The sequence below is a fragment of the Micromonospora sp. 050-3 genome (assembly GCF_046549335.1).
GTDB classification, from domain to species: Bacteria; Actinomycetota; Actinomycetes; order Mycobacteriales; family Micromonosporaceae; genus Micromonospora; species Micromonospora trifolii.
This window is the reverse complement of the sequence record NZ_JAJPVX010000002.1, coordinates 1,216,860-1,238,211: the sequence shown is the minus strand read 5'-3', so window position 1 is coordinate 1,238,211 and position 21,352 is coordinate 1,216,860. Positions and strand designations below refer to the sequence as shown.

General features: G+C 71.7%; 20 protein-coding genes. 6 read left to right on the top strand and 14 right to left on the bottom strand.

Annotation, left to right across the window (positions count from 1 at the left end):
- Nucleotide 1 precedes the first annotated feature (1 nt).
- Nucleotides 2-214, bottom strand: a complete 213-nt coding sequence (locus ACLJOK_RS20765; protein WP_410820360.1) for a DUF397 domain-containing protein — start codon at nucleotides 212-214, stop codon at nucleotides 2-4.
- On the bottom strand, nucleotides 205-948 hold the full coding sequence (locus ACLJOK_RS20760; RefSeq protein ID WP_410821551.1) for a Scr1 family TA system antitoxin-like transcriptional regulator: 744 nt from the start codon (nucleotides 946-948) through the stop codon (nucleotides 205-207). The genes ACLJOK_RS20765 and ACLJOK_RS20760 overlap by 10 nt, the downstream gene beginning before the upstream one ends.
- 523 nt (nucleotides 949-1,471) lie before the next feature.
- Here ACLJOK_RS20760 and ACLJOK_RS20755 point away from each other — a divergent pair.
- A complete protein-coding gene (locus ACLJOK_RS20755; RefSeq protein WP_410820359.1) occupies nucleotides 1,472-2,818 on the top strand; it encodes an aspartate aminotransferase family protein in 1,347 nt (448 codons plus the stop codon).
- Nucleotides 2,819-2,939: 121 nt separating this feature from the next.
- Here ACLJOK_RS20755 and ACLJOK_RS20750 read toward each other — a convergent pair whose 3' ends face one another.
- The gene (locus ACLJOK_RS20750; protein WP_410820358.1) at nucleotides 2,940-3,314 is read right to left on the bottom strand and encodes a DUF3499 domain-containing protein; all 375 of its coding nucleotides are present in this window, start codon (nucleotides 3,312-3,314) and stop codon (nucleotides 2,940-2,942) included.
- Nucleotides 3,315-3,467: 153 nt separating this feature from the next.
- On the opposite strand from ACLJOK_RS20750, the gene ACLJOK_RS20745 reads away from it, so the two are divergent.
- Entirely contained in the window at nucleotides 3,468-3,917 is a 450-nt protein-coding gene (locus ACLJOK_RS20745; protein WP_074316962.1) for a metallopeptidase family protein, read from the top strand.
- 86 nt (nucleotides 3,918-4,003) lie between these two features.
- Here the strand turns inward: ACLJOK_RS20745 and ACLJOK_RS20740 are convergent, their stop codons facing one another.
- The 6 genes from ACLJOK_RS20740 to ACLJOK_RS20715 form a co-directional block, all read right to left on the bottom strand.
- The gene (locus tag ACLJOK_RS20740; protein ID WP_007455784.1) at nucleotides 4,004-4,261 is read right to left on the bottom strand and encodes a WhiB family transcriptional regulator; all 258 of its coding nucleotides are present in this window, start codon (nucleotides 4,259-4,261) and stop codon (nucleotides 4,004-4,006) included.
- A gap of 458 nt (nucleotides 4,262-4,719) precedes the next feature.
- Nucleotides 4,720-5,049 carry a phospholipase gene (locus ACLJOK_RS20735; RefSeq protein ID WP_410820357.1) on the bottom strand — a complete coding sequence of 110 codons (330 nt, stop codon included), beginning with the start codon at nucleotides 5,047-5,049 and terminating at the stop codon, nucleotides 4,720-4,722.
- A 17-nt stretch (nucleotides 5,050-5,066) separates the two neighbouring features.
- Complete coding sequence (locus ACLJOK_RS20730) at nucleotides 5,067-6,461, bottom strand: DUF4331 domain-containing protein (RefSeq protein ID WP_410820356.1); 1,395 nt, start codon at nucleotides 6,459-6,461, stop codon at nucleotides 5,067-5,069.
- Nucleotides 6,462-6,512: 51 nt separating this feature from the next.
- The gene (locus tag ACLJOK_RS20725; protein WP_357208181.1) at nucleotides 6,513-6,791 is read right to left on the bottom strand and encodes a hypothetical protein; all 279 of its coding nucleotides are present in this window, start codon (nucleotides 6,789-6,791) and stop codon (nucleotides 6,513-6,515) included.
- Nucleotides 6,792-6,953: 162 nt separating this feature from the next.
- Nucleotides 6,954-9,497, bottom strand: coding sequence for a bifunctional FO biosynthesis protein CofGH (locus ACLJOK_RS20720; RefSeq protein WP_410820355.1), 2,544 nt, complete (start codon nucleotides 9,495-9,497; stop codon nucleotides 6,954-6,956).
- A gap of 389 nt (nucleotides 9,498-9,886) precedes the next feature.
- Complete coding sequence (locus ACLJOK_RS20715) at nucleotides 9,887-10,915, bottom strand: hypothetical protein (RefSeq protein ID WP_410820354.1); 1,029 nt, start codon at nucleotides 10,913-10,915, stop codon at nucleotides 9,887-9,889.
- A gap of 98 nt (nucleotides 10,916-11,013) precedes the next feature.
- Here ACLJOK_RS20715 and cofD point away from each other — a divergent pair, with 98 nt between their 5' ends.
- Together cofD and ACLJOK_RS20705 are read left to right on the top strand one after the other, a co-directional pair.
- Nucleotides 11,014-11,961 (top strand): 2-phospho-L-lactate transferase, encoded by a 948-nt coding sequence (gene cofD, locus ACLJOK_RS20710; protein WP_238681801.1) that lies wholly within the window; start codon nucleotides 11,014-11,016, stop codon nucleotides 11,959-11,961.
- A complete protein-coding gene (locus ACLJOK_RS20705; protein ID WP_410820353.1) occupies nucleotides 11,958-13,043 on the top strand; it encodes a coenzyme F420-0:L-glutamate ligase in 1,086 nt (361 codons plus the stop codon). The genes cofD and ACLJOK_RS20705 overlap by 4 nt, the downstream gene beginning before the upstream one ends.
- A gap of 30 nt (nucleotides 13,044-13,073) precedes the next feature.
- Here ACLJOK_RS20705 and ACLJOK_RS20700 read toward each other — a convergent pair whose 3' ends face one another.
- Nucleotides 13,074-14,066: an ArsR/SmtB family transcription factor gene (locus tag ACLJOK_RS20700; protein ID WP_410820352.1), complete on the bottom strand. Its 993-nt coding sequence runs from the start codon at nucleotides 14,064-14,066 to the stop codon at nucleotides 13,074-13,076.
- A gap of 258 nt (nucleotides 14,067-14,324) precedes the next feature.
- On the bottom strand, nucleotides 14,325-15,383 hold the full coding sequence (locus ACLJOK_RS20695) for a hypothetical protein (protein WP_410820351.1): 1,059 nt from the start codon (nucleotides 15,381-15,383) through the stop codon (nucleotides 14,325-14,327).
- Between the two features lie 39 nt (nucleotides 15,384-15,422).
- Here ACLJOK_RS20695 and ACLJOK_RS20690 point away from each other — a divergent pair, with 39 nt between their 5' ends.
- Nucleotides 15,423-16,040 (top strand): NUDIX hydrolase, encoded by a 618-nt coding sequence (locus ACLJOK_RS20690; RefSeq protein ID WP_410820350.1) that lies wholly within the window; start codon nucleotides 15,423-15,425, stop codon nucleotides 16,038-16,040.
- Here ACLJOK_RS20690 and ACLJOK_RS20685 read toward each other — a convergent pair.
- Both ACLJOK_RS20685 and ACLJOK_RS20680 read right to left on the bottom strand, forming a co-directional pair.
- A complete protein-coding gene (locus tag ACLJOK_RS20685; protein WP_410820349.1) occupies nucleotides 16,009-17,100 on the bottom strand; it encodes a mannose-1-phosphate guanylyltransferase in 1,092 nt (363 codons plus the stop codon). The genes ACLJOK_RS20690 and ACLJOK_RS20685 overlap by 32 nt on opposite strands.
- Before the next feature lie 63 nt (nucleotides 17,101-17,163).
- Nucleotides 17,164-18,309, bottom strand: a complete 1,146-nt coding sequence (locus ACLJOK_RS20680) for a glycosyltransferase family 4 protein (protein WP_354941282.1) — start codon at nucleotides 18,307-18,309, stop codon at nucleotides 17,164-17,166.
- Nucleotides 18,310-18,463: 154 nt separating this feature from the next.
- Between ACLJOK_RS20680 and ACLJOK_RS20675 the strand changes: the two genes are divergently transcribed.
- Entirely contained in the window at nucleotides 18,464-19,153 is a 690-nt protein-coding gene (locus tag ACLJOK_RS20675) for a TIGR03089 family protein (RefSeq protein WP_410820348.1), read from the top strand.
- A 137-nt stretch (nucleotides 19,154-19,290) separates the two neighbouring features.
- On the opposite strand, the gene ACLJOK_RS20670 is transcribed toward ACLJOK_RS20675, so the two are convergent.
- Complete coding sequence (locus ACLJOK_RS20670) at nucleotides 19,291-21,288, bottom strand: acetoacetate--CoA ligase (RefSeq protein ID WP_410820347.1); 1,998 nt, start codon at nucleotides 21,286-21,288, stop codon at nucleotides 19,291-19,293.
- Nucleotides 21,289-21,352: the final 64 nt, after the last annotated feature.

Here is a 21,352-nt window from a genome sequence, read left to right as displayed (position 1 = left end):
ATCAGCGGTGCGTCGTGCGGACCGTGTCGGCCGCGCCTACCGCGCCGACGAACGACGCCCAGGCTGTCGGTGCGAACGTCAGGGTGCCGCCGTCGCGGTCCTTGCTGTCGCGCACCAGCACCCGGCCGGGCAGGTTGTCGGCCACCTCGACGCAGTCACCACCGTTGTTGCTGCTACGGGTCGCGGTGCGCCATCGGGCGTCGGTCATGTCCATGTTGTGGCCACTTCCCTGATCAGCTCGATCGAGCGGCGTTGGGGGAACGCCTCGCCGGTGACGCTCTCCCACCTGCGTCCCAGGCTAGCGACGTCGAGGGGATCGGTCACGACCTGACCGCGGAGCTGGTTGTCGAGATACGCCAATTCCGTCCCGTCGGGCAGCCGGCCCAGCACGAAGGGGCCGGCCAGCCCCGTGTGCCACGGACTCTCGGCCGGGATGACCCGGACCTGCACGTGCTCCCACTCGGCCACTCTCGCGAGGTGGGCCAGTTGAGCCGCCATCACGGCGCGGTCGCCGACCGACCGGCGCAGCACCACCTCGTCGATCACCGCCACGAGCTGCGGTGGAGCATCGCGGCACAGGACCGCCTGCCGTTCGAGGCGGCCCGCCACGATCTGGTCCACCTCGGACGGTGCGACCAGCCCACCGGTGCCCAGGATCGCCCGGGCGTACCCCTCGGTCTGGAGCAGACCCGGCACGAGCAGCGGCTGGTAGGACCGTAGTGACGTCGCGTCCTGTTCCAGCTCGGCCCACGGCCGGAACCACGGCAGGTCACGACGGCGGAACGGCTCCGGCCACAGGTCAGCCGCGTCCCGGCGCAGAACCTCGGCCACCGCCACCCGGGTACGCGGATGCGGTATGCGCCCCGCAGCGAGCCACCGCGCCGCCGTCTTCGGGTCGACGCGGACCTTCTCGGCCAACGACTCGACAGTCTCCCCCGCCTCGGCCATCGCCACCCGCAACGCCTCGTTCGCCACCCCGGACCCTCCCGCCGCTCCTCCGTGCCGGAGCGGACGACTCGGGATCGTTCGCCCAGCAGGCGCGCTGCGACGCCGCTCGATGCACGTTGCGGCGGACGATAGCCACGCTGCGTGTCCGTGTCTGCGACCTACCGGCGTGTTGTGGTGGGACGTGTTGGCGCGCACCCAGGACGCCCCCCGACCGTCCCCGAAGTGCCCCACCAGCGTCCCAAGGCACCGCGCCTCCCCGACCCAAGGCCCACCGGCAGCCGAGGGAGGCGCCACTACCGTGCGGGCCCCACCAGCACACCTCCGCCTCCCGCCGACCGTCGATCAGCCGATCGACTGCAGTACGGATTCCGTTGCATCCATGACGCCTGTGCGCTAAATCCGTCGCCGACTGACCGTGATACCGCCGATAACACTTGCTTCCGGGGTTGAGACTGTGCGATAACCGTTGGCAGAGCGGCCGGCCTCACCCCTTGACCCGGCCCGACGACCGATGGGGCTCGACATGGCCAACGCCACCGACCACCTCTGGATGCACTTCACCCGGATGGCGAGCTACTCCGCCGGCGAGGTGCCGACCATCGTGCGCGGCGAGGGAACGTACGTGTGGGACGCGCAGGGTCGCCGCTACCTGGACGGGCTCGCTGGGCTCTTCGTGGTCAACGCCGGCCACGGCCGCACCGAGCTGGCCGAGGCCGCCGCCAAGCAGGCCGGCGAGCTGGCCTACTTCCCGCTCTGGTCGTACGCGCACCCGAAGGCGATCGAGCTGGCCGAGAGGATCGCCGCGCTCGTCCCCGGCGACCTCAACCGGATCTTCTTCACCACCGGCGGCTCCGAGGCCGTCGAGGCGGCGTGGAAGCTGGCCCGCGCGTACTTCAAGCGCACCGGGAAGCCCAACAAGTACAAGGTGATCAGCCGGTACATCGCCTACCACGGCACCTCCATGGGCGCCCTGTCGATCACCGGCCTGCCCGGCATCAAGAGCGACTTCGAGCCACTGGTGCCGGGCGCGATCAAGGTGCCGAACACGAACTTCTACCGGGCGCCCGAGCACGGCGACGACCCCGAGGCGTTCGGCCGCTGGGCCGCCGACGAGATCGGTCGGGCCATCGAGCGGGAGGGGCCGGACACGGTCGCCGCGGTCTTCCTTGAGCCCGTGCAGAACTCCGGCGGGTGCTTCCCGCCGCCGCCCGGCTACTTCGAGCGGGTACGGGAGATCTGCGACGCGTACGACGTACTGCTCGTCTCGGACGAGGTGATCTGCTCGTGGGGGCGGTTGGGCGAGTACTTCGGCGCGGTGCGCTACGGCTACCAGCCGGACATCATCACCACCGCCAAGGGCATCACCTCCGGCTACGCCCCGCTCGGCGCGATGATCGCCAGCGACCGGCTGATGGAACCGTTCCTCACCGAGACCGGCATGTTCGCCCACGGGGTGACCTTCGGTGGGCACCCGGTCTCCTGCGCGGTGGCCCTGGCCAACCTGGAGGTCTTCGCCCGCGAGGACCTGGTCGGGCACGTACGTGCCAACGAGGACGCCTTCCGGGCCACCCTGGAGAAGCTGTACGACCTGCCGATCGTGGGCGACGTCCGCGGCGACGGCTACTTCTATGGCATCGAACTGGTCAAGGACAAGACCACCCGGGAGACCTTCACCGAGGCCGAGTCGGAGCGCCTGCTGCGCGGCTTCCTCTCCACCGCCCTGTTCCAGGCGGGCCTCTACTGCCGGGCCGACGACCGGGGCGACCCCGTCATCCAGCTGGCCCCACCCCTGATCGCCGAGCAGCAACACTTCGACGAGATCGAGCAGATCCTCCGCACAGTCCTGACCGAGGCCTGGACCAAGCTCTAACCCCACCCAACCCCTGTTGATCATGAAGTTATTGCCACGACACGCCGAGGCGGAGGGCAATAACTTCATGATCAGCGCCGGAGAGGGCGCACGCCGGAAGGGGGGAGCGCCGGGGGCCGGGTTAGTGGTTGGGGGGGATTACCCGGAGGTGGCCTCGGCGGCCGGTCTGGTGCGGGTTCCCGGGACGGTTCTGGTCCGGCTCCGGGGGGCGGGGTGCCGGGGCCGGGCGGGCGGCCTCGCGGACCGCTTCGGCCAGCGCGACCAGGTCGTCGGTGGTGGGCGGCGGCGGCTCGAACTCGCCCTCGTGCCGGACGACGTCCCAGCCCCGCGGTGCGGTGAGGCTGCGGGCGTGCTGCTCGCACAGGTCGTACGTGTGCGGCTCGGCGAACGCCGCAAGCGGTCCCACCACCGCTGTCGACTCGTTGTAGACATAGGTCAATGTGGCGACCGCTTGCCGGGGGCAGCCGTTACGGGAGCAGCGCCGTGGTGACCTCACGTGCGGCAGGGTATCTCCATTACCGGGTCCGGCGCATCGCTTCGCGTTGCGACACGCCCGTCATGGTGATCACAGTCGACCGTCCTGGGCGCGCCGCGCCACGGGAGCGGCGCTGCCGCTGACCAGCCCGAGACGGGCGCTACCCTTTGCCTCATGACGAGCCCGGAACACCGCCGCCCCGGCTCCGGCCGGCGTGCGCATCGTGACCGGCACGGTCGCGGCCTGCGCGGGCGGCTGGTGCCGGCCACCGTGCCGCTGGCGCGGACCAAGGCCGAGGTCTTCGACGACCTGGTCCTGGACACCGTCGAGACGCTGGAGCGTCGGTTCGCCAAGGAGCTGGCCGGGGTCGAGTTCGCGGTCGAGGACGTCCCCCCGGACCTGAACGTCTACGACTCGGACGTGCTGGAGGACGGCGAGGTCCCGTTGGCCCGGCTGCTGCCCGGCCGCCCGGGCCGGCAGGAGGTGCCGCCGCGGATCGTGCTGTACCGACGGCCCCTGGAGTTCCGGGCGATGGACCGTGAGGACCTCGCCGATCTCGTCCATGACGTGATCATCGAACAGGTGGCGAACCTTCTCGGGGTAGACCCGGACGAGCTCGCCTGAGCCAACCCCCCGAGCGGAGAGTCGGGCGGCCCCCACCGCCACGACCTCACACCGCTCAGGCGGCCCCCCGCCCAGACCTGCACCGCTCAGGCGGCCCGCCGCTTCAACTTGCGCCGCTCCCGCTCGGAGAGCCCACCCCAGATGCCGAACCGCTCGTCGTGACCCAGTGCGTATTCGAGGCACTCGGTCTTGACCTCGCAACGCGAGCAGATCCGCTTCGCCTCGCGGGTCGAGCCGCCCTTCTCGGGAAAGAACGCCTCGGGGTCGGTCTGCGAGCACAACGCCCGCTCCTGCCACTCCGGCGCGTTTCCGAGCAGGTCGGCCACCTCAAGCTGGCCGTCCATCAAATGCCTCCTTGTCGCGCACCGGCGTCATCGCCGCTGCAACCCCCCACGCGAAAGGCGTGCTTGTCCGTCCGGTCCCGTTTTGTTGCGTTCCGTGCGAACAACCCCATTCAAATTACACGCGTGTAATGCGTGCGCCGTCAAGCCAAACTTGATAATGGAGTCGCCCTCCCGACACCCCCGGTCGGCCACTCGGGCCGTCCAGCCTCGCAACCTGCCCTATCGATTCAGACCCCGGCCGAGTAACGCCCTCTCCGGCGAGTTGCCCGACTTTTCTGCCGTGGCGCTTCCCCGACGGGTCGCCGACCGGGCGGCACCAGAGACCTCCACCCCTAAGCTGATCTTGGTGGGGGACAGGTTAACGCGGTGCGGCGCAGACTGCCCGTCGAGCTGCGGACAGCACTCGCGCCCCGTCCACAATGTGGACGGGGCGCTGTGGTGAAACCGATGCGTCGAGGTCAGCCGGCGGCCCCAAAACTGCTGCTGGGCCAGGCAAACTCGGCTATCGCTCCACCATGGACAGAAATCGTGCCGGCGGACGTACGCTCGTCCCACCAGACGGTATAGATTCCACTCGGCAGGTCGGGATAGACCGCACTGTGGAACGAGCCGTCCCGCACCCGACGCTCACGCACGGCCGAGTGGACCCGCCGTTCGTCGTCGCGACTGATCTCGATCTCCCGGCCGCGCAGATCCCGACCCGTGTAGACGATCAGGGCGCCGGTGTCGCCGCCCAGTTCGAGGACGACGGTCCCGGTCTCCGACGGCCCGTACGCGTGCTCGTGCATCCGCTCGCCCCCGCCCGCTAGGACGCCGCCGGCGGGTTGTTGAACCCGTCGTACGGCGTACCCAGGTAGGGGAAGTTTCCGAGGAACGGCGCTGTCACGTCGGCGGCGCTCAGCCCCGGGGTGACCGCGGCGGCCGCGGCGTCCGGTTGGAACGTCCTGTCCACCAGCGGGACGGTGACCCCGGCGATGGCCCGCAACGCGATGCTGACGACGTCGTCGCCGACTCGCCGCCCGTTTGGGAACCCGGCCAGGTCGCCACCGAGCACCCCGAACCGGTCCGGACGCCTGGTGGGCGGGATCGCGGTGTTCAGTCGCAGCATGTCGGCCTGCACCTCGCCGGTGGCGTTGGTGAAGCCGTCGATCAGCCCGGCCGGCACGCCGGTGAGCAGGATCGCCACCAGGTCGGCTCGGGCCTTCTTCGCCTTGGTGAGCTTGTCCAGGTTGGGGAAGACGTCCGGGTAGAGCGCCGGCAGCAACGCGGCCAGCTCCGGCTGCTCGACGAACTGGGCGAACCGCTTGTCCTCCGACGGCGACAGCGAGTTCCACAGGTCCTTCTTGGACATCGGCACGATGACCTCGTTGAACAGTGGATTGCCCAACCGCGAGACCTGGGTGAACGGGCCGGTGCTGGTGTCGGCCCCGCCCCGGTTGCCGAGCACCCGCACCTGCCGGCGCGACGCGGACGTCCACACCCCGATCACCGACGCCCGATCGGCGGCGCCGTACCGGTTGGCGCGCCGACGCACCCGTTCCAGAGGCACCTGCACCGCGATGCTGTGCACGTTCATCCGGTCGGTGGCGTTGACCGGCTCCCCCTCGGCCTTGAAGATCTTCTTCCCGGCTACGTGCAGTTGCTGAAACGGCCGCAGCGTGCCGAGGTCGAAGATCGCGCCGAGGTCGACAAAGAACCCGTCGGCGCGCTGCCCGGCGAAGACCCGCTCCCCGGTGGACAGCGAGTAGGTGGCCTGCCGCACCAGGTCGGCGTACGTCGGCGTGGACAGCGGGCCGACGTTGCACGGCGGGCAGGGCAGCTTGTGCGCCAGCCGGTGCTCGCGGCCGTCGGCCACCCGGGTCAGGCTGTAGAACTGCCGCCGGTTCCAGTTTTTACTGTCCAGCGAATCGATCGGGCCGGTGTTGTAGAGAAAACTGTTCGGGTTGGTGATCTCGGTGGCGAATTCGAACCGGTAGGTGACATCCGGACGACCGTCGCCGTCGTTGTCGATATGGATCTCGTACCGCACGTCGTCGCCGAACTCGAAGAAGTTCGGGCCCCCGGAGGGGAGCTGCAACGGCACGTAATTGGCGATCAACGTGACAGTGTCGCGTTTGTCAGGGCTGACGAACGCGTACAGGTCGGAGCTGTCGGCGACCGGATCCTTGGCTATCTCCGGGGCCTCGCGGTGGGAAGACATGACGGACCAACCTCACTGGGCGGGGACAGGATGGCAGTGCGGAGTGACGGCTCAGCGCCGGGCGGCGCGCCGCAGCCGGTCCGCCAGGCTGCGGTCACGTACCTCGATGCGCGTCTCACCGACGAAGACGTCCATCGTTCCGGAGTCGGCGTCACGCAGGTGCACGACGATCGGTTCGTCGGCTCGTCCGGCCGCGCCGGGAGCGTTCTGCGCGGCCGACAGGCCCGGCACTGTGAGCGCGGCGGCGCCGAGGGTGGCGCTGGCCGCGGCGGTCAACGTCTGCCGGCGGGTCAGTCGCGGCCACTGCCGCTTCCGCTGATCACTGGTCATGGGCAACCTTTCCGGCGGTGGCGCGAGCGCGCCCGCGGAGACGGACGGGTCCGGTGCCGTCTCACGACGCCGCCAGGCCCCTGAGGGGACACCGGCGGCGGTCCTCGCCGCGACCGCCGCCGGCACCGCGTGGTACGGCCGTTGGCGGGGAAAGGTTCGACGTCAGGGCCGGGCGTGACCGTACGCAGTCGACCGCTTGCGCGCCGGACGACCGGCGGCCTTCGCGATGGCCCGCAGCTGCTCCTCGGTACGCGCCGAACCGTTGTCGGAGCCGGCCATCCGGGAGATCGTCTCCTCCATCAGTGTCCCGCCGAGGTCGTTGCAGCCGCCCTGGAGCATCGCGACAGTGCCCTCGTCACCGAGCTTCACCCAGGAGCACTGGATGTTGTCGATCCGGCCGTGCAACAGCAGCCGGGACATGGCGTGCACCGCCCGGTTCTCCCGCCAGGTCGGCCCGGGCCGGGCGATACCCGCCAGATAGATCGGAGCATTGGTGTGCACGAACGGCAGTGCCACGAACTCGGTGAACCCGCCGGTACGGTCCTGCACACCAGCCAGCACCCGAAAGTGCGCCAGCCACTGCCCGGGGTGGTCGACGTGGCCGTACATCATCGTGGAGCTGGACCGGATGCCCAGCTCGTGGGCGGTGCTGACCACCTCGACCCAGGCGGCGGCCGGGAGTTTGCCCTTGGTCAGCACCCAGCGCACGTCGTCGTCGAGGATCTCGGCGGCGGTGCCCGGGATGGTGTCCAGCCCGGCCTCGCGCAGCTGGAGCAGCCACTCACGGATCGGCACCCCGGCCTTCGCGGCAGCGGTGACGATCTCCATGGGCGAGAACGCGTGCACGTGCATCTCGGGCACCCGAGCCTTGATCGCGCGCACGATGTCGGCGTACCCGGTGACCGGCATCTTCGGGTCGATGCCACCCTGGAGGCACACCTCGCTGGCGCCGACCGCCCACGCCTGCTCAGCCCGGTCGGCGACCTGCTCGACCGAGAGCCGGTACGCGTCGGCGTCCCGCTCACGCTGCGCGAACGCGCAGAAGCGGCAGCCCACGTAGCAGACGTTGCTGAAGTTGATGTTGCGGTTGACCACGTAGGTGACGTCGTCGCCGACCGCCGCGCGGCGCACGCCGTCGGCGAGGCGGCACAGCTCGTCGAGCGCCGGCCCGTCCGCGCCGAACAGCGCCAGCGCGGCATCGGTGTGCCGGGGGTCGAGCAGCGCCGCCGGGTCGTCGGCGGCGAGCTTGAGCCCGGCCGCCAGGTCACGGTCCGCGCCGACCCCGGCCGGCACCGGGGGTACGCCCGCCCGGCGCGCCTCCGCCTCCGGGGTGACCTTGCCAGCGACCTCGGACCAGTCGCCGTAGACGCTGTCGAAGTCGCCGCGCCGGTCGTCGGTGCGGCCGGTGGTGTCGATGGTGGCGTGCAGGTCGACCCGCCCGCCGAACACCTCCTCCGGCTCCTGCCACGGTCGTCCCTGCGGCATCGCCGACTCGACCGCCATGCCCGTCGACGGATCGGCCAGGGCACCGACGTGCGGCAGCAGCCGTGGGTCGAGCCACGGGTCGCCCGCGCGCACGTACTCGGGGTAGATCGTCAGCCGCTCCCGCAGCGAGAACCCGGCCAGCTCGGTGTGCCGGGCCAGCTCCTCGATCTGCGGCCAGGGGCGCTCCGGGTTGACGTGGTCGGGGGTGAGCGGAGAGACGCCACCCCAGTCGTCGATGCCGGCGCGCAGCAGCAGGTCGTACTCGCCGGCGATGAGGTTCGGCGGGGCCTGGATCCGGGCCTTCGGGCCGAGCAGCAGCCGGGCCACCGCCACAGTGGCGGCCAGGTCGTGCAACTCCGCGTCGGGCATGCCGCGCATCGCCGTGTCCGGCTTGGCGCGGAAGTTCTGCACGATCACCTCCTGGAGGTGGCCGTACTCCCGCTGGGCGCGGCGGATCGCGAAGAGCGCGTCCACCCGCTCCGCCGGGGTCTCCCCGATACCGATCAGGATGCCGGTGGTGAACGGCACCCCGACCCGGCCGGCGTCCTCGAGCACCCGCAACCGGACCGCCGGCTCCTTGTCCGGTGAGCCGAAGTGCGGGCCACCCGGCTCGGACCAGAGCCGGGTAGCTGTCGTCTCCAGCATCATGCCCATGCTCGGCGCGACCGGCTTGAGCCGTTGCAGCTCCGACCAGGACAGCACCCCGGGGTTGAGGTGCGGCAGCAGGCCGGTTTCCTCCAGCACCGCCACCGCGCAGGCGCGCAGGTAGTCCAGGGTCGAGTCGTAACCGCGTTCGTCCAACCAGGTCCGGGCCGCCGGCCAACGCTCCTCCGGCCGGTCACCCAGGGTGAACAGCGCCTCCTTGCAGCCCTGCGCCGCGCCGGCCCGGGCGATCGCGAGAACCTCGTCGCGGTCCAGGAACGGCGCCGGCAGCCGGTGCGGCACTGTCGCGAAGGTGCAGTAGTGGCAGCGGTCCCGGCAGAGCCGGGTCAGCGGAATGAAGACCTTCTTGGAGTACGTGACCACACCCGGCCGCCCGGCGTCCCGCAGCCCGGCGTCGCGGACCCCGCCGGCAAGCCGGAGCAGCTCGTCGAGCGCGGCACCGCGGGCGGACAGCAGCGCGGTCGCCTCGTCGGCATCAAGCGCCCGCCCGTTCGCGGCCCGGCCCAGGGCCCGCCGCACGCTCGCATCGCTGGGGCCGGAGTGGGTGCGATCAACCATCCACTCACCCTATGCGCAGCCCGACGCCACCCAACCAGTCCCCACCACGCCCCGCCCGTGCGGTGCGGTGCGGTGCCGTGCGGTGCGGTGCGCCGCGCCCGCGCCCCATGCCCGTGCCGCGCCCCACCGCCCCATGCCCGTGCCACGCCCCATGCCACGCCCGCGCCGCGCCGTCAACCCGCCCTGGGCGCACCGCCCACCCCGCCCCGTCGATCAAGGAGTTGTGGTGGGTGACAAAGCGTCTCGTAAGGCGCGAATCCGGCACCACAACTCCATGATCGACGGAGTTGTGGTGCCGGAGGCTCGCGATCTTGCAGTTTGTGTCCCGACTTAGGGGACATCTTGCTCGTTTCGACTACCGAAAATGCAAGATCGGCGCGGTCTTCGGGTCAGCGGGGCTGGTCGGGGTGGTCGTTGGGCTTGATGTGTTGGGTGCGGTCGGTGTCCGGGTCGGCCGGGTGAGAGATGACCTCGGTCGGGTCGGCGGACTGGCGCGGGATCGCCTGAGTGGGGTCGGCCGACGGCGGCTGCCCGAACGGTGGCGCGGCGGGCGGCGGCGCGGCCGGGGACGGCGGCGCGGACTGGGGGGCGGGGTTCGCCGGCGGCGCGGACTGCGGGAACGGCGGGGCCGACTGCGGGTGCGGCGGCGCGGACTGCGGGTGCGGCGGGGCCGACTGCGGGTGCGGCGGCGCGGACTGCGGGAACGGCGGGGCCGACTGCGGGGCCTGGAACGGCGGCGACTGCTGGCCGTACTGGGGGTAACCAGCCTGCGGGTAACCACCCGGCTGACCGGCCTGCGGGTAGCCGGGCTGGCCGGGAGCGGGCCATCCGCCCTGCGGCTGGCCGCCGGGCTGACCCGGGGCCGGCCAGCCACCCTGCTGCTGCGGCCAGCCCGGCTGGGGCTGGCCGTAGACGCCCGGCTGCGGCTTGGGGCGCGGCACGTAGTAGTGGGCGCGCCAGATGGTGTAAACCACCCAGGCGGCGATCGCGAAGATCACCATCCAGGCGAACCGGGTGAGCACACCGAGCAGCGCGTCGAGCACCTCGGCCTCGGCCAGCCGGCCCACCGTCCAGATCAGCATGGTCAGCGTGCCGAACAGGGCGCTGACCGCGTACTCGACGACAGCTGCCTGCGTGATCAGCTTCGCCTTCGCCAACACCGGCGAGATGTGCGTGGCCAGCAGCACCGCCAGCAGTGGGAGACCCACCGCCTCCACCCCGATGAACGCGTAGAAGGCGCTGCCCGCGCGGTCGGTGAAGGAGCTGTAGTCGTTCGGGGCGATGAGCCGGAGCAGGCCCACGAAGAGGAACACGGCGTTGGCGCCAAGCAGCGCGAGCGCGGCGAGCTCCCGTAGCGGCTTGGTCAGCTGGCGGGCCTGCGTCGCGTCAGCGGACGCGGGCTCGGCGGGGCTGGTCACGAGTTCCCCCTCGGGGCATCAACGGACAGGGTGCACGTGAGCCTAGTCTCGCGGGCCACCCACGGATCGGAGGCGTCACGTGCGCGAGGATGGTCGACATGCGCATCGTGGTTCTGGCCGGCGGCATCGGCGGCGCCCGGTTCCTGCTCGGGGTCCGGGCGTACGCCCGTGACGTCGGCGCGGAGGTGACCGCCGTGGTCAACGTCGGCGACGACCTGTGGTTACACGGGTTGAAGATCTGCCCCGACCTGGACAGCGTCATGTACACGCTCGGCGGGGGCGCCGACCCGGAACGGGGCTGGGGTCGGGTCGGCGAGAGCTGGACGGTCAAACAGGAGTTGGCCGCGTACGGGGCGGAGCCGACCTGGTTCGGCCTCGGCGACAAGGACATCGCCACCCACCTGGTCCGCAGCACCATGCTCAACGGCGGTTACCCGTTGAGCGCTGTCACCGAGGCGCTGGCCAGCCGCTGGGAGCCGGGCGTACGCCTGTTGCCGGCGACGGACGACCGCTTGGAGACCCATGCCGTGGTGGAGGACGACCAGGGCCAGCGGGCGATCCACTTCCAGGAGTGGTGGGTGCGGTACCGCGCCGACATCCCCACGCACCGTTTCGTGTTCGTCGGCGCGGAGACGGCGAAGCCGGCGCCCGGGGTGCTGGACGCGATCGCCTCGGCCGACCTGGTGCTCATCGCGCCGAGCAACCCGGTGGTGAGCGTCGCGCCGGTGCTGGCCGTACCGGGGATGCGTGCGGCGGTGGCGGACGGCCCGGCGCCGGTGGTGGGTGTCTCTCCGATCATCGGCGGCGCGCCGGTGCGGGGAATGGCCGACCGTTGCCTGGCCGTGCTCGGTGTGGAGTGCAGCGCGGCGGGGGTGGGGCGGCTCTACGGCGGCCGGGCGAGCGGCGGCCTGCTCGACGGTTGGCTGGTGGCCGAGGAGGACGCGGGCACTGTGGTGCCCGAGGTGACGGTCCGCGCGGTGCCGCTGCGGATGACCGACGAGGCGGCGACGGCGGCCATGGTCCGCGCCGCGGTGGAGTTGACGTGAGGCTGGAGATTCTGCCGGTGCTCGGCATCGGTCACGTGACCGAGGGTGACGACCTGGCCGCGATGATTGCGACCGCCGCGCCGTGGCTGCGCAACGGCGACGTGCTGGTGGTGACCAGCAAGATCGTTTCCAAGGCGGAGGGGCGGCTCGTTGACGTGCCGGCGGACGGGCCGGAACGGCTGGCCGCCCGGGACGAGGTCCTGGCCGGTGAGACCGCCCGGGTGGTCGCCAGCCGGGGGGCGACCCGGATCGTGCAGACCCACCACGGCTTCGTGATGGCCTCTGCGGGGATCGACGCGTCGAACGTGGACAAGACCCAACTGGTGCTGCTGCCGGTCGACCCGGACGCCTCGGCGCGCGCCCTGCGGGACGCGCTGCGGGAGGGCTACGACCTGGACCTGGCCGTGATCATCAGCGACACGATGGGTCGGCCCTGGCGCAACGGGCTCACCGACGTGGCGCTCGGCGTGGCCGGGATGCCGGCCATTCGCGACCACCGGGGCGAGGTCGACCCGTACGGCAACGAGTTGCAGTTGACCCAGATGGCAGTGGTGGACGAGTTGGCGGGTGCCGGCGAGCTGATCAAGGGCAAGTGCGATCAGGTCCCCGTCGCTGTGGTGCGGGGCTACCTGCCCGCCACCAGTCCGGACGACGCCGGTGGCGCGCGGGCGCTGATCCGCGACGCGGCGCAGGACCTGTTCTCGCTCGGTACCGCCGAGGCCCGCGCCGTCGGGCTCTCCGACGCCGCCACACTGACCGACGGTCCCGGCCCGACACCGGCCGACCTGACCGCCGTGCGACGGGCGATCGACGCGGTAGCCGGGGTGGTCGCCGCTGGCACGGTCTTCACACTGGTCGACGAGGCCGAGGTACGCGCCGGTCTGGTCGCCGAGATGCCCGGGTGGCCGGACGGCGCCGACCTGCTGCTCGGCTCGGCACCGACGCCCGTCGAGCCGATGGGTCTGGTCCGCTTCGGCGCCGACCTGCACCGGCTGCGCGTCGCCCTGGCCGCCCAGGGCGTCGGGTCGACCCTGCTGCCGCCGCCTCCCGGCAGCCCGGCGAGCGCCGCGCTCGCCCTGTAGCGCCGCCCTCACCTTCGCGGAACGGCCGGGTCACGCGTCCAGCATGGCCCGGCCCAGCGGGGTCAACGTGTGCAGCACACTGTTGCGTTCGCGGTGACTGACCAGCAGGCCGGCGTTGCGCAGCACCGTTGCGTGCTGACTCGCCGCCGCCGGTGAGATGTTGAGCTGGCGGGCGACCTCGCCGGTGGTGCAGCCCTCGTCGCTGGCCTGCAACACCGCCGCCCTGGTGCGGCCCAGCAGCGCGGCGAGTGATTCGCGGGCAGCACCGGGCGCGGCGCCGGCGTCGGCGGACACCAGCGCGCCCAGCCGGTCCACCGGGTAGACCAGCACCGGTGGCAGCGCCGGGTCGAGCAGTGCGACAGGGGTGGCCGCGCAGAAGAACGACGGCACCAGCAGCAGACCACGGCCGTCCAGGTGCAGCTCCCGGCTGTGCGGGTAGCTACGGACCTCCAGCACCCCGCTCTCCCAGCGCATCGCCGGCCGGAGGCTGGTGAGCAGGCCCTCGACGCCGCCGTCGAGCAGCGCCCGCGCCCGACGCGCGCGGTCCGCCGCCACCGCGGCCTGGATCCGACTCCAGTACGGGCTGATCGCCAGCGACCGGTACTGCTCCATCGAGTCGGCCAGGTGGTGCAGCGCCGACACCTCACCGCGAGCGAGCGCGGCCGCCGAAGAGGGCAGTTGATTCTCGGCGGCCAGCACGCTCAGGTCCCGGTGCAGCAATTCGGTGGGGGTACTGCGGACCGCGTCCAGTCCGGCCTCGAAGCCGCCGACGCTGGCGTACGGGGTGAGGAAGTCGGGGAAGTAGCCACGCGGCGGGTTCAACGCGAAGAGCATGCGGAGCTGCTCGGAGGAGGAGTCCTGGCGCAGATCCCGGGCCACGCTGCGCCGCCAGTTGGCGGTCAGCGGATCGCGGCTGCGGCCGCGCAGCACGTGCAGGCTGAGGACCAGCTCCCAGACCGGGTCCGCCGCCGGCGCCACCCGGGTCCGGAGGATGTCCTCCCCAGAGAAGTGGATCTTCAGCATGGAGCGCTCCCGTGTCGCCGGCAGGGGGATGCCGGTTGACCGTTCGACTCTACCTGGCCGGCACTATTCTCCATCTTTAAGCCTGGACTGAAAAACCTCGACGCCTCCGGGGCCGGTTCGGCATGCTTCCCATGCCCGAACACGGCGCCGCGCGTCAGTGACGCCCGCGCCGCCGGGGGCACCGGGACCGGGGAGGCCCCGGTGATCGGACGGCACCACGAGGGTCTGCGGCCCTTGCTCCGCGGAGGTGCCGTCCGGTCATCCCGCCCCCGCGCCGACCCAGAGCGCGACCCGATGGTCCTCGTCCGTGACGTAGAACGGTCGCCCGTCCAGCTCCGCCACGCCCTCGACGTGGTGGAACGGGGCCAGGTCCGCCACCTGCTCCCCGACGAGCCGGCGCCCGTCGCCCGCCTTGCCACCGTCAAGTCGGAAGCGGACGTGCCGGGAGGTCACCTCACCCCCACCCGGATGGTCGTCGAGCAGGACCGATCCCTTGCCCAGCGCGTCGATCGACCCGATCACCGCCGCGTACCCGCCGTCCGCCGTCGGGGTGATCGCGCGGAAACCGGTCAGCTGCCCCGGCGGGGTGACCCCGGTCAACACGTACGCGCCCAGCGCCCGCGGCCACGCCCGCTCGGCAGTGAACATCCCCGGCACACCGGCCACCTCGACCAGGATCGGCTCACCGGCGTCGGTGACCGGAAAACGCAACCCGAGCAGCACCGTCCCGGCCGGAGTGAACGCCGCCGCCTCCACGTTCAACGGCAGGTCACCAGGGGCCAACCGGCTCACCCAGCTCTTCTCCCGGACGGTCCCCCGGGCCAGCGTCTCCACGATGAACCGCTCCCGCACCCGCTCCCCCGCCGGCAGGAGGGTCAGCGGCGACGCGGCGAGAGCATCGTTCACCGCCCGGTGCAGTCGGAACGAGTTGCGCACCACGTGCACCGGCACCGGCCCGGCCACCGCGTCGTCCTCGCGGAACCGGGCCACGAAGGCTCGCCGAGGTCGCAGCGGGCCAGCCTTCGAGCCGAAGTGGGAGCCGAAGACGTACACCCAGCCGTCGTGGTGGGCGAGCGCCTCAGCGTCCTCGGTCCGCCCGTTCTCCACACCGGCATCCGCCAGCACATGCCGGGCCGTCCACTCCCCGTCGTCGCGCTCCAGCAGCAGCGCGAGGCAGCGCTCCACCGGCCCCTCGTCCAGCACCGTCCAGAAGCCCCGCCGGGCACCGTACGCGCGCAGCAGCGCCGCCGACCGCACCGGCAACAGATCGCTGGCCTCGTTACCGGCCACCACGAATTCGACAAGTCGCACTGTCATCGAGCCAGCGTACGGAGCACACGCTCGTACAGTGACGGGGTGCCCGACACCGTGATCACCGGCCCGACCACCCAGACCACCGACCCCGAGACGTACAAGGCGCTGCACGCCGACGCCACAGCGTTGCTGGAGGACTGGCAGCCCACCAGCCCGGACGCGGCCAGCGCGCGGGACCGGACCCTCGCGCTGCTCGCCGCCGGCCCGGTCGCGATGAGCCGGCAGCACCGGCCCGGGCACGTCACCGCCAGCGCGGTGGTGCTGGACCCCACCGGCTCCCGGGTGCTGCTCTGCCTGCACGTCAAGTTCGGGCGTTGGGTGCAGCTCGGCGGGCACTGCGAGCCGACCGACCAGACCCTGGTCGCCGCCGCGCTCCGCGAGGCCACCGAGGAGTCCGGGATCGCCGGCCTGCGCATCGACCCGGTGCCGATCGACGTGGACGTGCACCAGGTGCAGTGTCAGGGCGGCTCGGCGCACTACGACGTCCGGTTCGCGGTGCTCGCTCCGCCCTCGGCGGTGGAGCAGGTCAGCGACGAGGCCGAGGAGCTGGGTTGGTTCCCACCGGACCAACTGCCCGAGCCGCTGGCCGGCGGGACCGTCCAACTGATCGCACCGGCCCTCGCCGCCCTCAGACGTAGCCCTCTTCGCCTCGCTCCTTGAGCTCGTCGACCAGGGCCTTGACGTCCTGTGCCCGGTCGCGCGGGCAGACCAGCACCGCGTCCGGGGTGTCCACCACGATCAGGTCGCGCAGACCGAGCACGGCCACCAACCGACCCGACTGCGGCACGACCACGAGGTTGCTGCTGTCCCGCAGCAGCACGCCCGGCTTGGCCTCCGTGCCGAGCACCACGTTGCCCGCGTCGTCGGCCGGCAGCACGTCGCCCAGCGTGTGGAAGTCACCGACGTCGTTCCAACCGAAGTCGCCCGGCACCGTCGCGACCCGACCCGCAGTGGCCGCGCCCTCCATCACCGCGTAGTCGACGGAGATCTTCGGCAGGGTCGGCCAGATCGCGCCCAGGACGTCGTCCTGCTCCGGGGTGCCCCAGGCGGCGGCGATCGCGGCGACACCGGCGTGCAGTGCAGGCTGCTGGCGAGCCAACTCGGCGAGAAAGACGTCCACCCGCCAGACGAACATGCTCGCGTTCCACAGGTGCCGGCCCGAACGGACGTACGCCTCGGCGACCTCGGCGGCGGGCTTCTCCTTGAACTCGGCCACCGGCCGCCACGGCACACCCTCGATCGGATCGCCGGTCTCCAGGTAGCCGTAGCCGGTCTCCGCACGGGTCGGGGTGATCCCGACGGTCATCAGCATGCCCTGCTCGGCCCCGCGAACCGCCTCCTGGACAGTGCAGACCCAGCTGTCCGGGTCGCGGATCAGGTGGTCGGCCGCGAAGCTGCCCATCACCGCGTTCGGGTCACGCGTCGCGATCACCGCGGCGGCCAACGCGATCGCCGCGCAGGAATCCCGGGGGGAGGGCTCGACCAGGATGTTCTCCTCCGGCAGCACGGTCAGCTGCCGTGCCACCGCCGCGACGTGCGCGGCACCGGTGACCACAAGGGTCCGATCCGGTGTGGTCAGCGGCGCGAGCCGTTCCACGGTCGCCTGGAGCAGCGAGGCGGTGGTGCCGGTCAACGGGTGGAGGAACTTGGGATGGCCAGCGCGGGACAGCGGCCACAACCTCGTGCCGCTGCCACCTGCCGGAATGACCGCATAGAGCATCCGCACATCATGCCCGACGTACCTGCCCAAAGTGGCACGGGTCACCTGCGGCGGCGTGGAGGATCAGGAGCGGGCGCGACTCCAGGCCGCGATGTGCACCTCGGCGCTGGACTCCCAGGTGAATTCCTTGGCCCGGTCGAACCCCGCCTTCGCCAGCGACAACCGCCGCTGCTCGTCGTCGAGCAGGGCGGCCAGGTCGGTGCCGATCTGCTCCGGGTCCTCCGAGGTGTACGCGACCGCGTCGCCGCCCACCTCGGGCAGCGAGAGCCGGGGCGTGGTCAGCACCGGGGCGGCGCACGCCATCGCCTCCAGGATCGGCAGCCCGAACCCCTCGCCGTAGGACGGGTACGCGGCGACCAGGGCACCGCCGAGGAAACCCGGCAGGTCGGCGTAGCGCAGGTAGCCGGGGCGCAGCAGACGCAGGTGCGACGGCACCTCGGCCACCGCCCGGTCGATGTCTTCGTCGTGCCCCTGCCCACCGGCGATCACCAGGGCCGGCGGGTCGACCCGGTCAGCCACCGCCCGCGCCCACCCACGGATCAGGTTGGGCACGTTCTTGCGGGGCTCCTTGGCGCCGAGGAAGGCGACGTAACTGCTGTTGCCCAACCCCAGACGCGCGCGTACCCGGGCCTTCTCCTCCTCGGTGGGAGCGTGGAAGGCAGCCTGGTCGACGCCGTGGTAGGCCACGTCGATCCGCGTCGGGTCGGCGTCGAGCAGCCGGATCAGCTCGTCCCGGGTGGCCTTGCTGGGCACGATCACCCGGTTGGCGCGGCGCAACGAGGTCTTGATGGCGCTGCGGAAGAACGTGCGGCGCGACTTGTCGTAATGCTCCGGCTCGGTGAAGAACGTCGCATCGTGCACGGTGACCGTGACCGGACACCCGGCCCGCAGCGGGCAGGTGTAGAAGGGCGAGTGCAGCACCTCTGCGCCCACCTGCTGGGCGAGCAGCGGCAGGCCGGTCTGCTCCCAAGCGAGCCGGGCCGGGCGATGCGCCACGGCGGCCGGGGCCGGGATGATCTCCGCGCCGGGCAGCATGCGGGTGTAGCGCTCCAGATCGGTGCGGAGGCTGACCACCGCCAGCTCCACCCCCGACCCGCACACCTTGCCGAGGGCACCGAGCAGACCGTCGACGTAGCGACCGACACCACCACGGTCGGTGGGGACACTCGTGGCGTCGATGAGCACGCGGGGCGGGCGACCGGCGGTCACGGGGCGACTCCTTGAACTGGCGGGCCTGTGGGGAACAACACTCCGGGGGTAAAGCCTACGCCGGGGCGCGGGGCCGACGCTGACTGCGACCCGACGGTACGCCGACTTGTCGTCGTCATCGAGTACGGCCCGCACTGGCGTATCGTTCGCGCCGATGGCCGACAACATTGCCCGGGTGTTCGCCGACGCGATCGCGACCGACCCGACCCGACCGCTGCTCACCTGGTACGACGACGCCACCGGCGACCGCACCGAACTCTCCGGCGTCACCTTGGCGAACTGGGTGGCGAAGACCGCCAACCTCCTCGTCGACGAGGTCGGCCTCGCGCCGGGCACCCCGGCCGGCGTGCTGCTGCCGCCACACTGGCAGACCGCGGCCGTGCTGCTGGCCTGCTGGTCGGCCAAGCTGAGCGTCGTCGACACGCCGGGCGACGTGGGGGTGCTCTTCGCCGCCGCCGACCAGTTCGACGAGGCGCAGTCCTGGTCCGCCGACGAGCGGTACGCCCTCGGGTTGGCCCCGCTCGCCGCCCCGCTTCGGCAGGTGCCGCCCGGGTTCGTCGACTACGTCGTCGAGGTACGCGGACACGGTGACCACTTCACGCCACAATCCGGCCCCGGCCCCACCGACGCGCACCTGCTGGGCCGCGCCGAGGCCCGCGCCACCGAGCTGGGCATCGAGCCCGGCGCGCGAATCTTCGTGGACGCCACCCGCTACCCCGACCCGGTCGACTGGCTGCTGGCCCCGCTGACCCGGGCCGCCACAGTGGTCCTCAACGCCAACCAGGACCCGGCCCGCCGAGCCGCCAGGCTGACCGCAGAAAAAGTCACCCACCCACTCCCGTAACCGGCCCGCCGCACCCTGGTCCGCCTTGGGGTCGATCATGGAGTCGTGGTGGGCAGTTGATACACCGATGCCCGTTCTGTGGGGCACCACAACTCCATGATCGACGCGAGCCGAGGGCACGATCGCGGGGGTAGGGGTCAGGACTTCGTGCGGCGTTGGGCCAGGGCGGCGAAGGCAGTCAGGGACTCGGGGTTGACCAGGGCGCCCTTCGCCGCGGCCTGGTCGACCGGCGTGCCGGTGAGGATCTTCTTGACCGGCACCTCCAGCTTTTTCGCCGAGAGGGTACGGGGCACCGAACGCACCTGGTGGATCTCGTCGGGCACGTGCCGGGGTGAGAGCGCCGTACGCAGTTCTCGGCAGATCTTCGCGCGCATCGGGTCGTCCAACTCCAGACCCTCGGCCAGCACCACGAAGAGCAGCAGCTCACCGGCGCCGCCCTCGTCGTCCTCCAGGTGCACGACGACCGAGTCGAGCACCTCGTCGAGCCCCTCCACGACCGAGTAGAACTCGGCGGTGCCGAGCCGCACCCCACCACGGTTGAGGGTGGCGTCGGAGCGGCCGGTGATCACGCAGCCACCCCGCTCGTTGATGGTGATCCAGTCGCCGTGCCGCCAGACGCCCGGGTAGACGCCGAAGTACGCCTCCGCATAGCGGGTGCCGTCTGTGTCGTTCCAGAAGCCCACCGGCATGCTCGGCATCGGTTCGGTGATCACCAGCTCGCCGAGCTCACCGATGACCGGCGTGCCGTCGGCGGAACGTGCCTCCACCTTGGCGCCCAACGCCCGGCAGGCGATCTCACCGGCGTACACCGGCAGCAGCGGCACCCCACCGACGAACCCGGTGCACACGTCGGTGCCGCCGGAGAGCGACTGGAGCTGGAGGTGGTCGCCGACGGTCTCGTACACCCAGCGGAAGCCCTCGGCGGGCAGCGGCGCACCTGTGGAACCCACGCCGCGCAGCGCCGACAGGTCGGCGACCTCCCGGGGGACCAACCCGGCCTTACGGCAGGCCAGCAGGTACGGCGCGGAGGTACCGAAGTACGTGGTGCCGGTCTCCGCCGCCAGCCGCCACAGCCCGCCGAGGTCCGGCTCAGCCGGCTGGCCGGGCTCCGCCCGAACGCCCGGGTTGCCGTCGAAGAGCACGATGGCCGCACCCACCGCCGGGCCGGAGACCAGGAAGTTCCACATCATCCAGCCGGTGGTGGTGAACCAGAAGAACCGGTCGGCCGGGCCCAGATCGTGATGCAGGGCGAGCATCTTCAGGTGCTCCAGCAGGATGCCGCCGTGGCCGTGCACGATCGGCTTCGGCAGCCCGGTGGTGCCCGAGGAGTAGAGCACGTAGAGCGGGTGGTCGAACGGCACCGGCGTGAACGTCAACGGCTCGTCGGTCGGCGCGGACAGCTCGGCCCAGCCCAGCGCGCCCTCGGGCGCGGGGCCCGCCGGGTCGAGGTAACCGATGCTGACCGTGTGGCGCAGCGACGGCAGGGCGGCCCGGATCGCGGCGACCTCGGCACGCCGGTCCACCGGCTTGTCGCCGTACCGGTAGCCGTCCACGGCGACCAGCACCGTCGGTTCGATCTGTTGCCAACGGTCGGTGACGCTGCGGGTGCCGAACTCGGGCGCGCAGGACGAGAAAATCGCACCCAGGCTGGCGGTGGCCAGCAGCAGGACGTACGTCTCGGCGATGTTCGGGGCGTACGCCGCCACCCGGTCGCCGGCGGTGACGCCGAGCCGGCGCAGCCCGGCCGACACCCGGCGGACCTGCTCGCGCAGCTCACCGGCGGTCAGGGTGACCGGCGCTCGGGTCTGCCCATGGGAGATCACCACCGGGTCGTCGTCGGCCCGCCCCGGCATCCGCAGCACGTTCTCCGCGTAGTTGAGCGTGGAGTCGGGGAACCAACGGGCGCCGGGCATCCCCCGCTCGGCCAGGGTGGCGGTCGGCGGGGTGTGCGCGATCACCTCGAAGTGGTCCCAGATCGAGCGCCAGAACCCGTCCAGGTCGGTGGTGGACCAGCGCCACAGCGCGTCGTAGTCGGCGAAGTCCAGCCCGCGGTGCTCCCGCAGCCAGCGCAGGTAGGCGCCGATCCGGGACCGCTCACGTACGTCCGCCGGCGGTGCCCACAGCATGTCACCCACTGCTCCACCCTCCCCCTGGCCCGACACGACACTGTGACTGGGCCGTGGCGCCATCTTGCCCTAC

What these genes read in the sequence shown, in the direction of transcription:
- ACLJOK_RS20765 (WP_410820360.1), bottom strand. Translation starts at nt 214, where the DNA reads ATGGACATGACCGACGCCCGATGGCGCACCGCGACCCGTAGCAGCAAC.
- ACLJOK_RS20760 (WP_410821551.1), bottom strand. Translation starts at nt 948, where the DNA reads ATGGCCGAGGCGGGGGAGACTGTCGAGTCGTTGGCCGAGAAGGTCCGC.
- ACLJOK_RS20755 (WP_410820359.1), top strand. Translation starts at nt 1,472, where the DNA reads ATGGCCAACGCCACCGACCACCTCTGGATGCACTTCACCCGGATGGCG.
- ACLJOK_RS20745 (WP_074316962.1), top strand. Translation starts at nt 3,468, where the DNA reads ATGACGAGCCCGGAACACCGCCGCCCCGGCTCCGGCCGGCGTGCGCAT.
- ACLJOK_RS20740 (WP_007455784.1), bottom strand. Translation starts at nt 4,261, where the DNA reads ATGGACGGCCAGCTTGAGGTGGCCGACCTGCTCGGAAACGCGCCGGAG.
- ACLJOK_RS20735 (WP_410820357.1), bottom strand. Translation starts at nt 5,049, where the DNA reads ATGCACGAGCACGCGTACGGGCCGTCGGAGACCGGGACCGTCGTCCTC.
- ACLJOK_RS20730 (WP_410820356.1), bottom strand. Translation starts at nt 6,461, where the DNA reads ATGTCTTCCCACCGCGAGGCCCCGGAGATAGCCAAGGATCCGGTCGCC.
- ACLJOK_RS20725 (WP_357208181.1), bottom strand. Translation starts at nt 6,791, where the DNA reads ATGACCAGTGATCAGCGGAAGCGGCAGTGGCCGCGACTGACCCGCCGG.
- ACLJOK_RS20720 (WP_410820355.1), bottom strand. Translation starts at nt 9,497, where the DNA reads ATGGTTGATCGCACCCACTCCGGCCCCAGCGATGCGAGCGTGCGGCGG.
- cofD (WP_238681801.1), top strand. Translation starts at nt 11,014, where the DNA reads ATGCGCATCGTGGTTCTGGCCGGCGGCATCGGCGGCGCCCGGTTCCTG.
- ACLJOK_RS20700 (WP_410820352.1), bottom strand. Translation starts at nt 14,066, where the DNA reads ATGCTGAAGATCCACTTCTCTGGGGAGGACATCCTCCGGACCCGGGTG.
- ACLJOK_RS20695 (WP_410820351.1), bottom strand. Translation starts at nt 15,383, where the DNA reads ATGACAGTGCGACTTGTCGAATTCGTGGTGGCCGGTAACGAGGCCAGC.
- ACLJOK_RS20685 (WP_410820349.1), bottom strand. Translation starts at nt 17,100, where the DNA reads ATGCTCTATGCGGTCATTCCGGCAGGTGGCAGCGGCACGAGGTTGTGG.
- ACLJOK_RS20675 (WP_410820348.1), top strand. Translation starts at nt 18,464, where the DNA reads ATGGCCGACAACATTGCCCGGGTGTTCGCCGACGCGATCGCGACCGAC.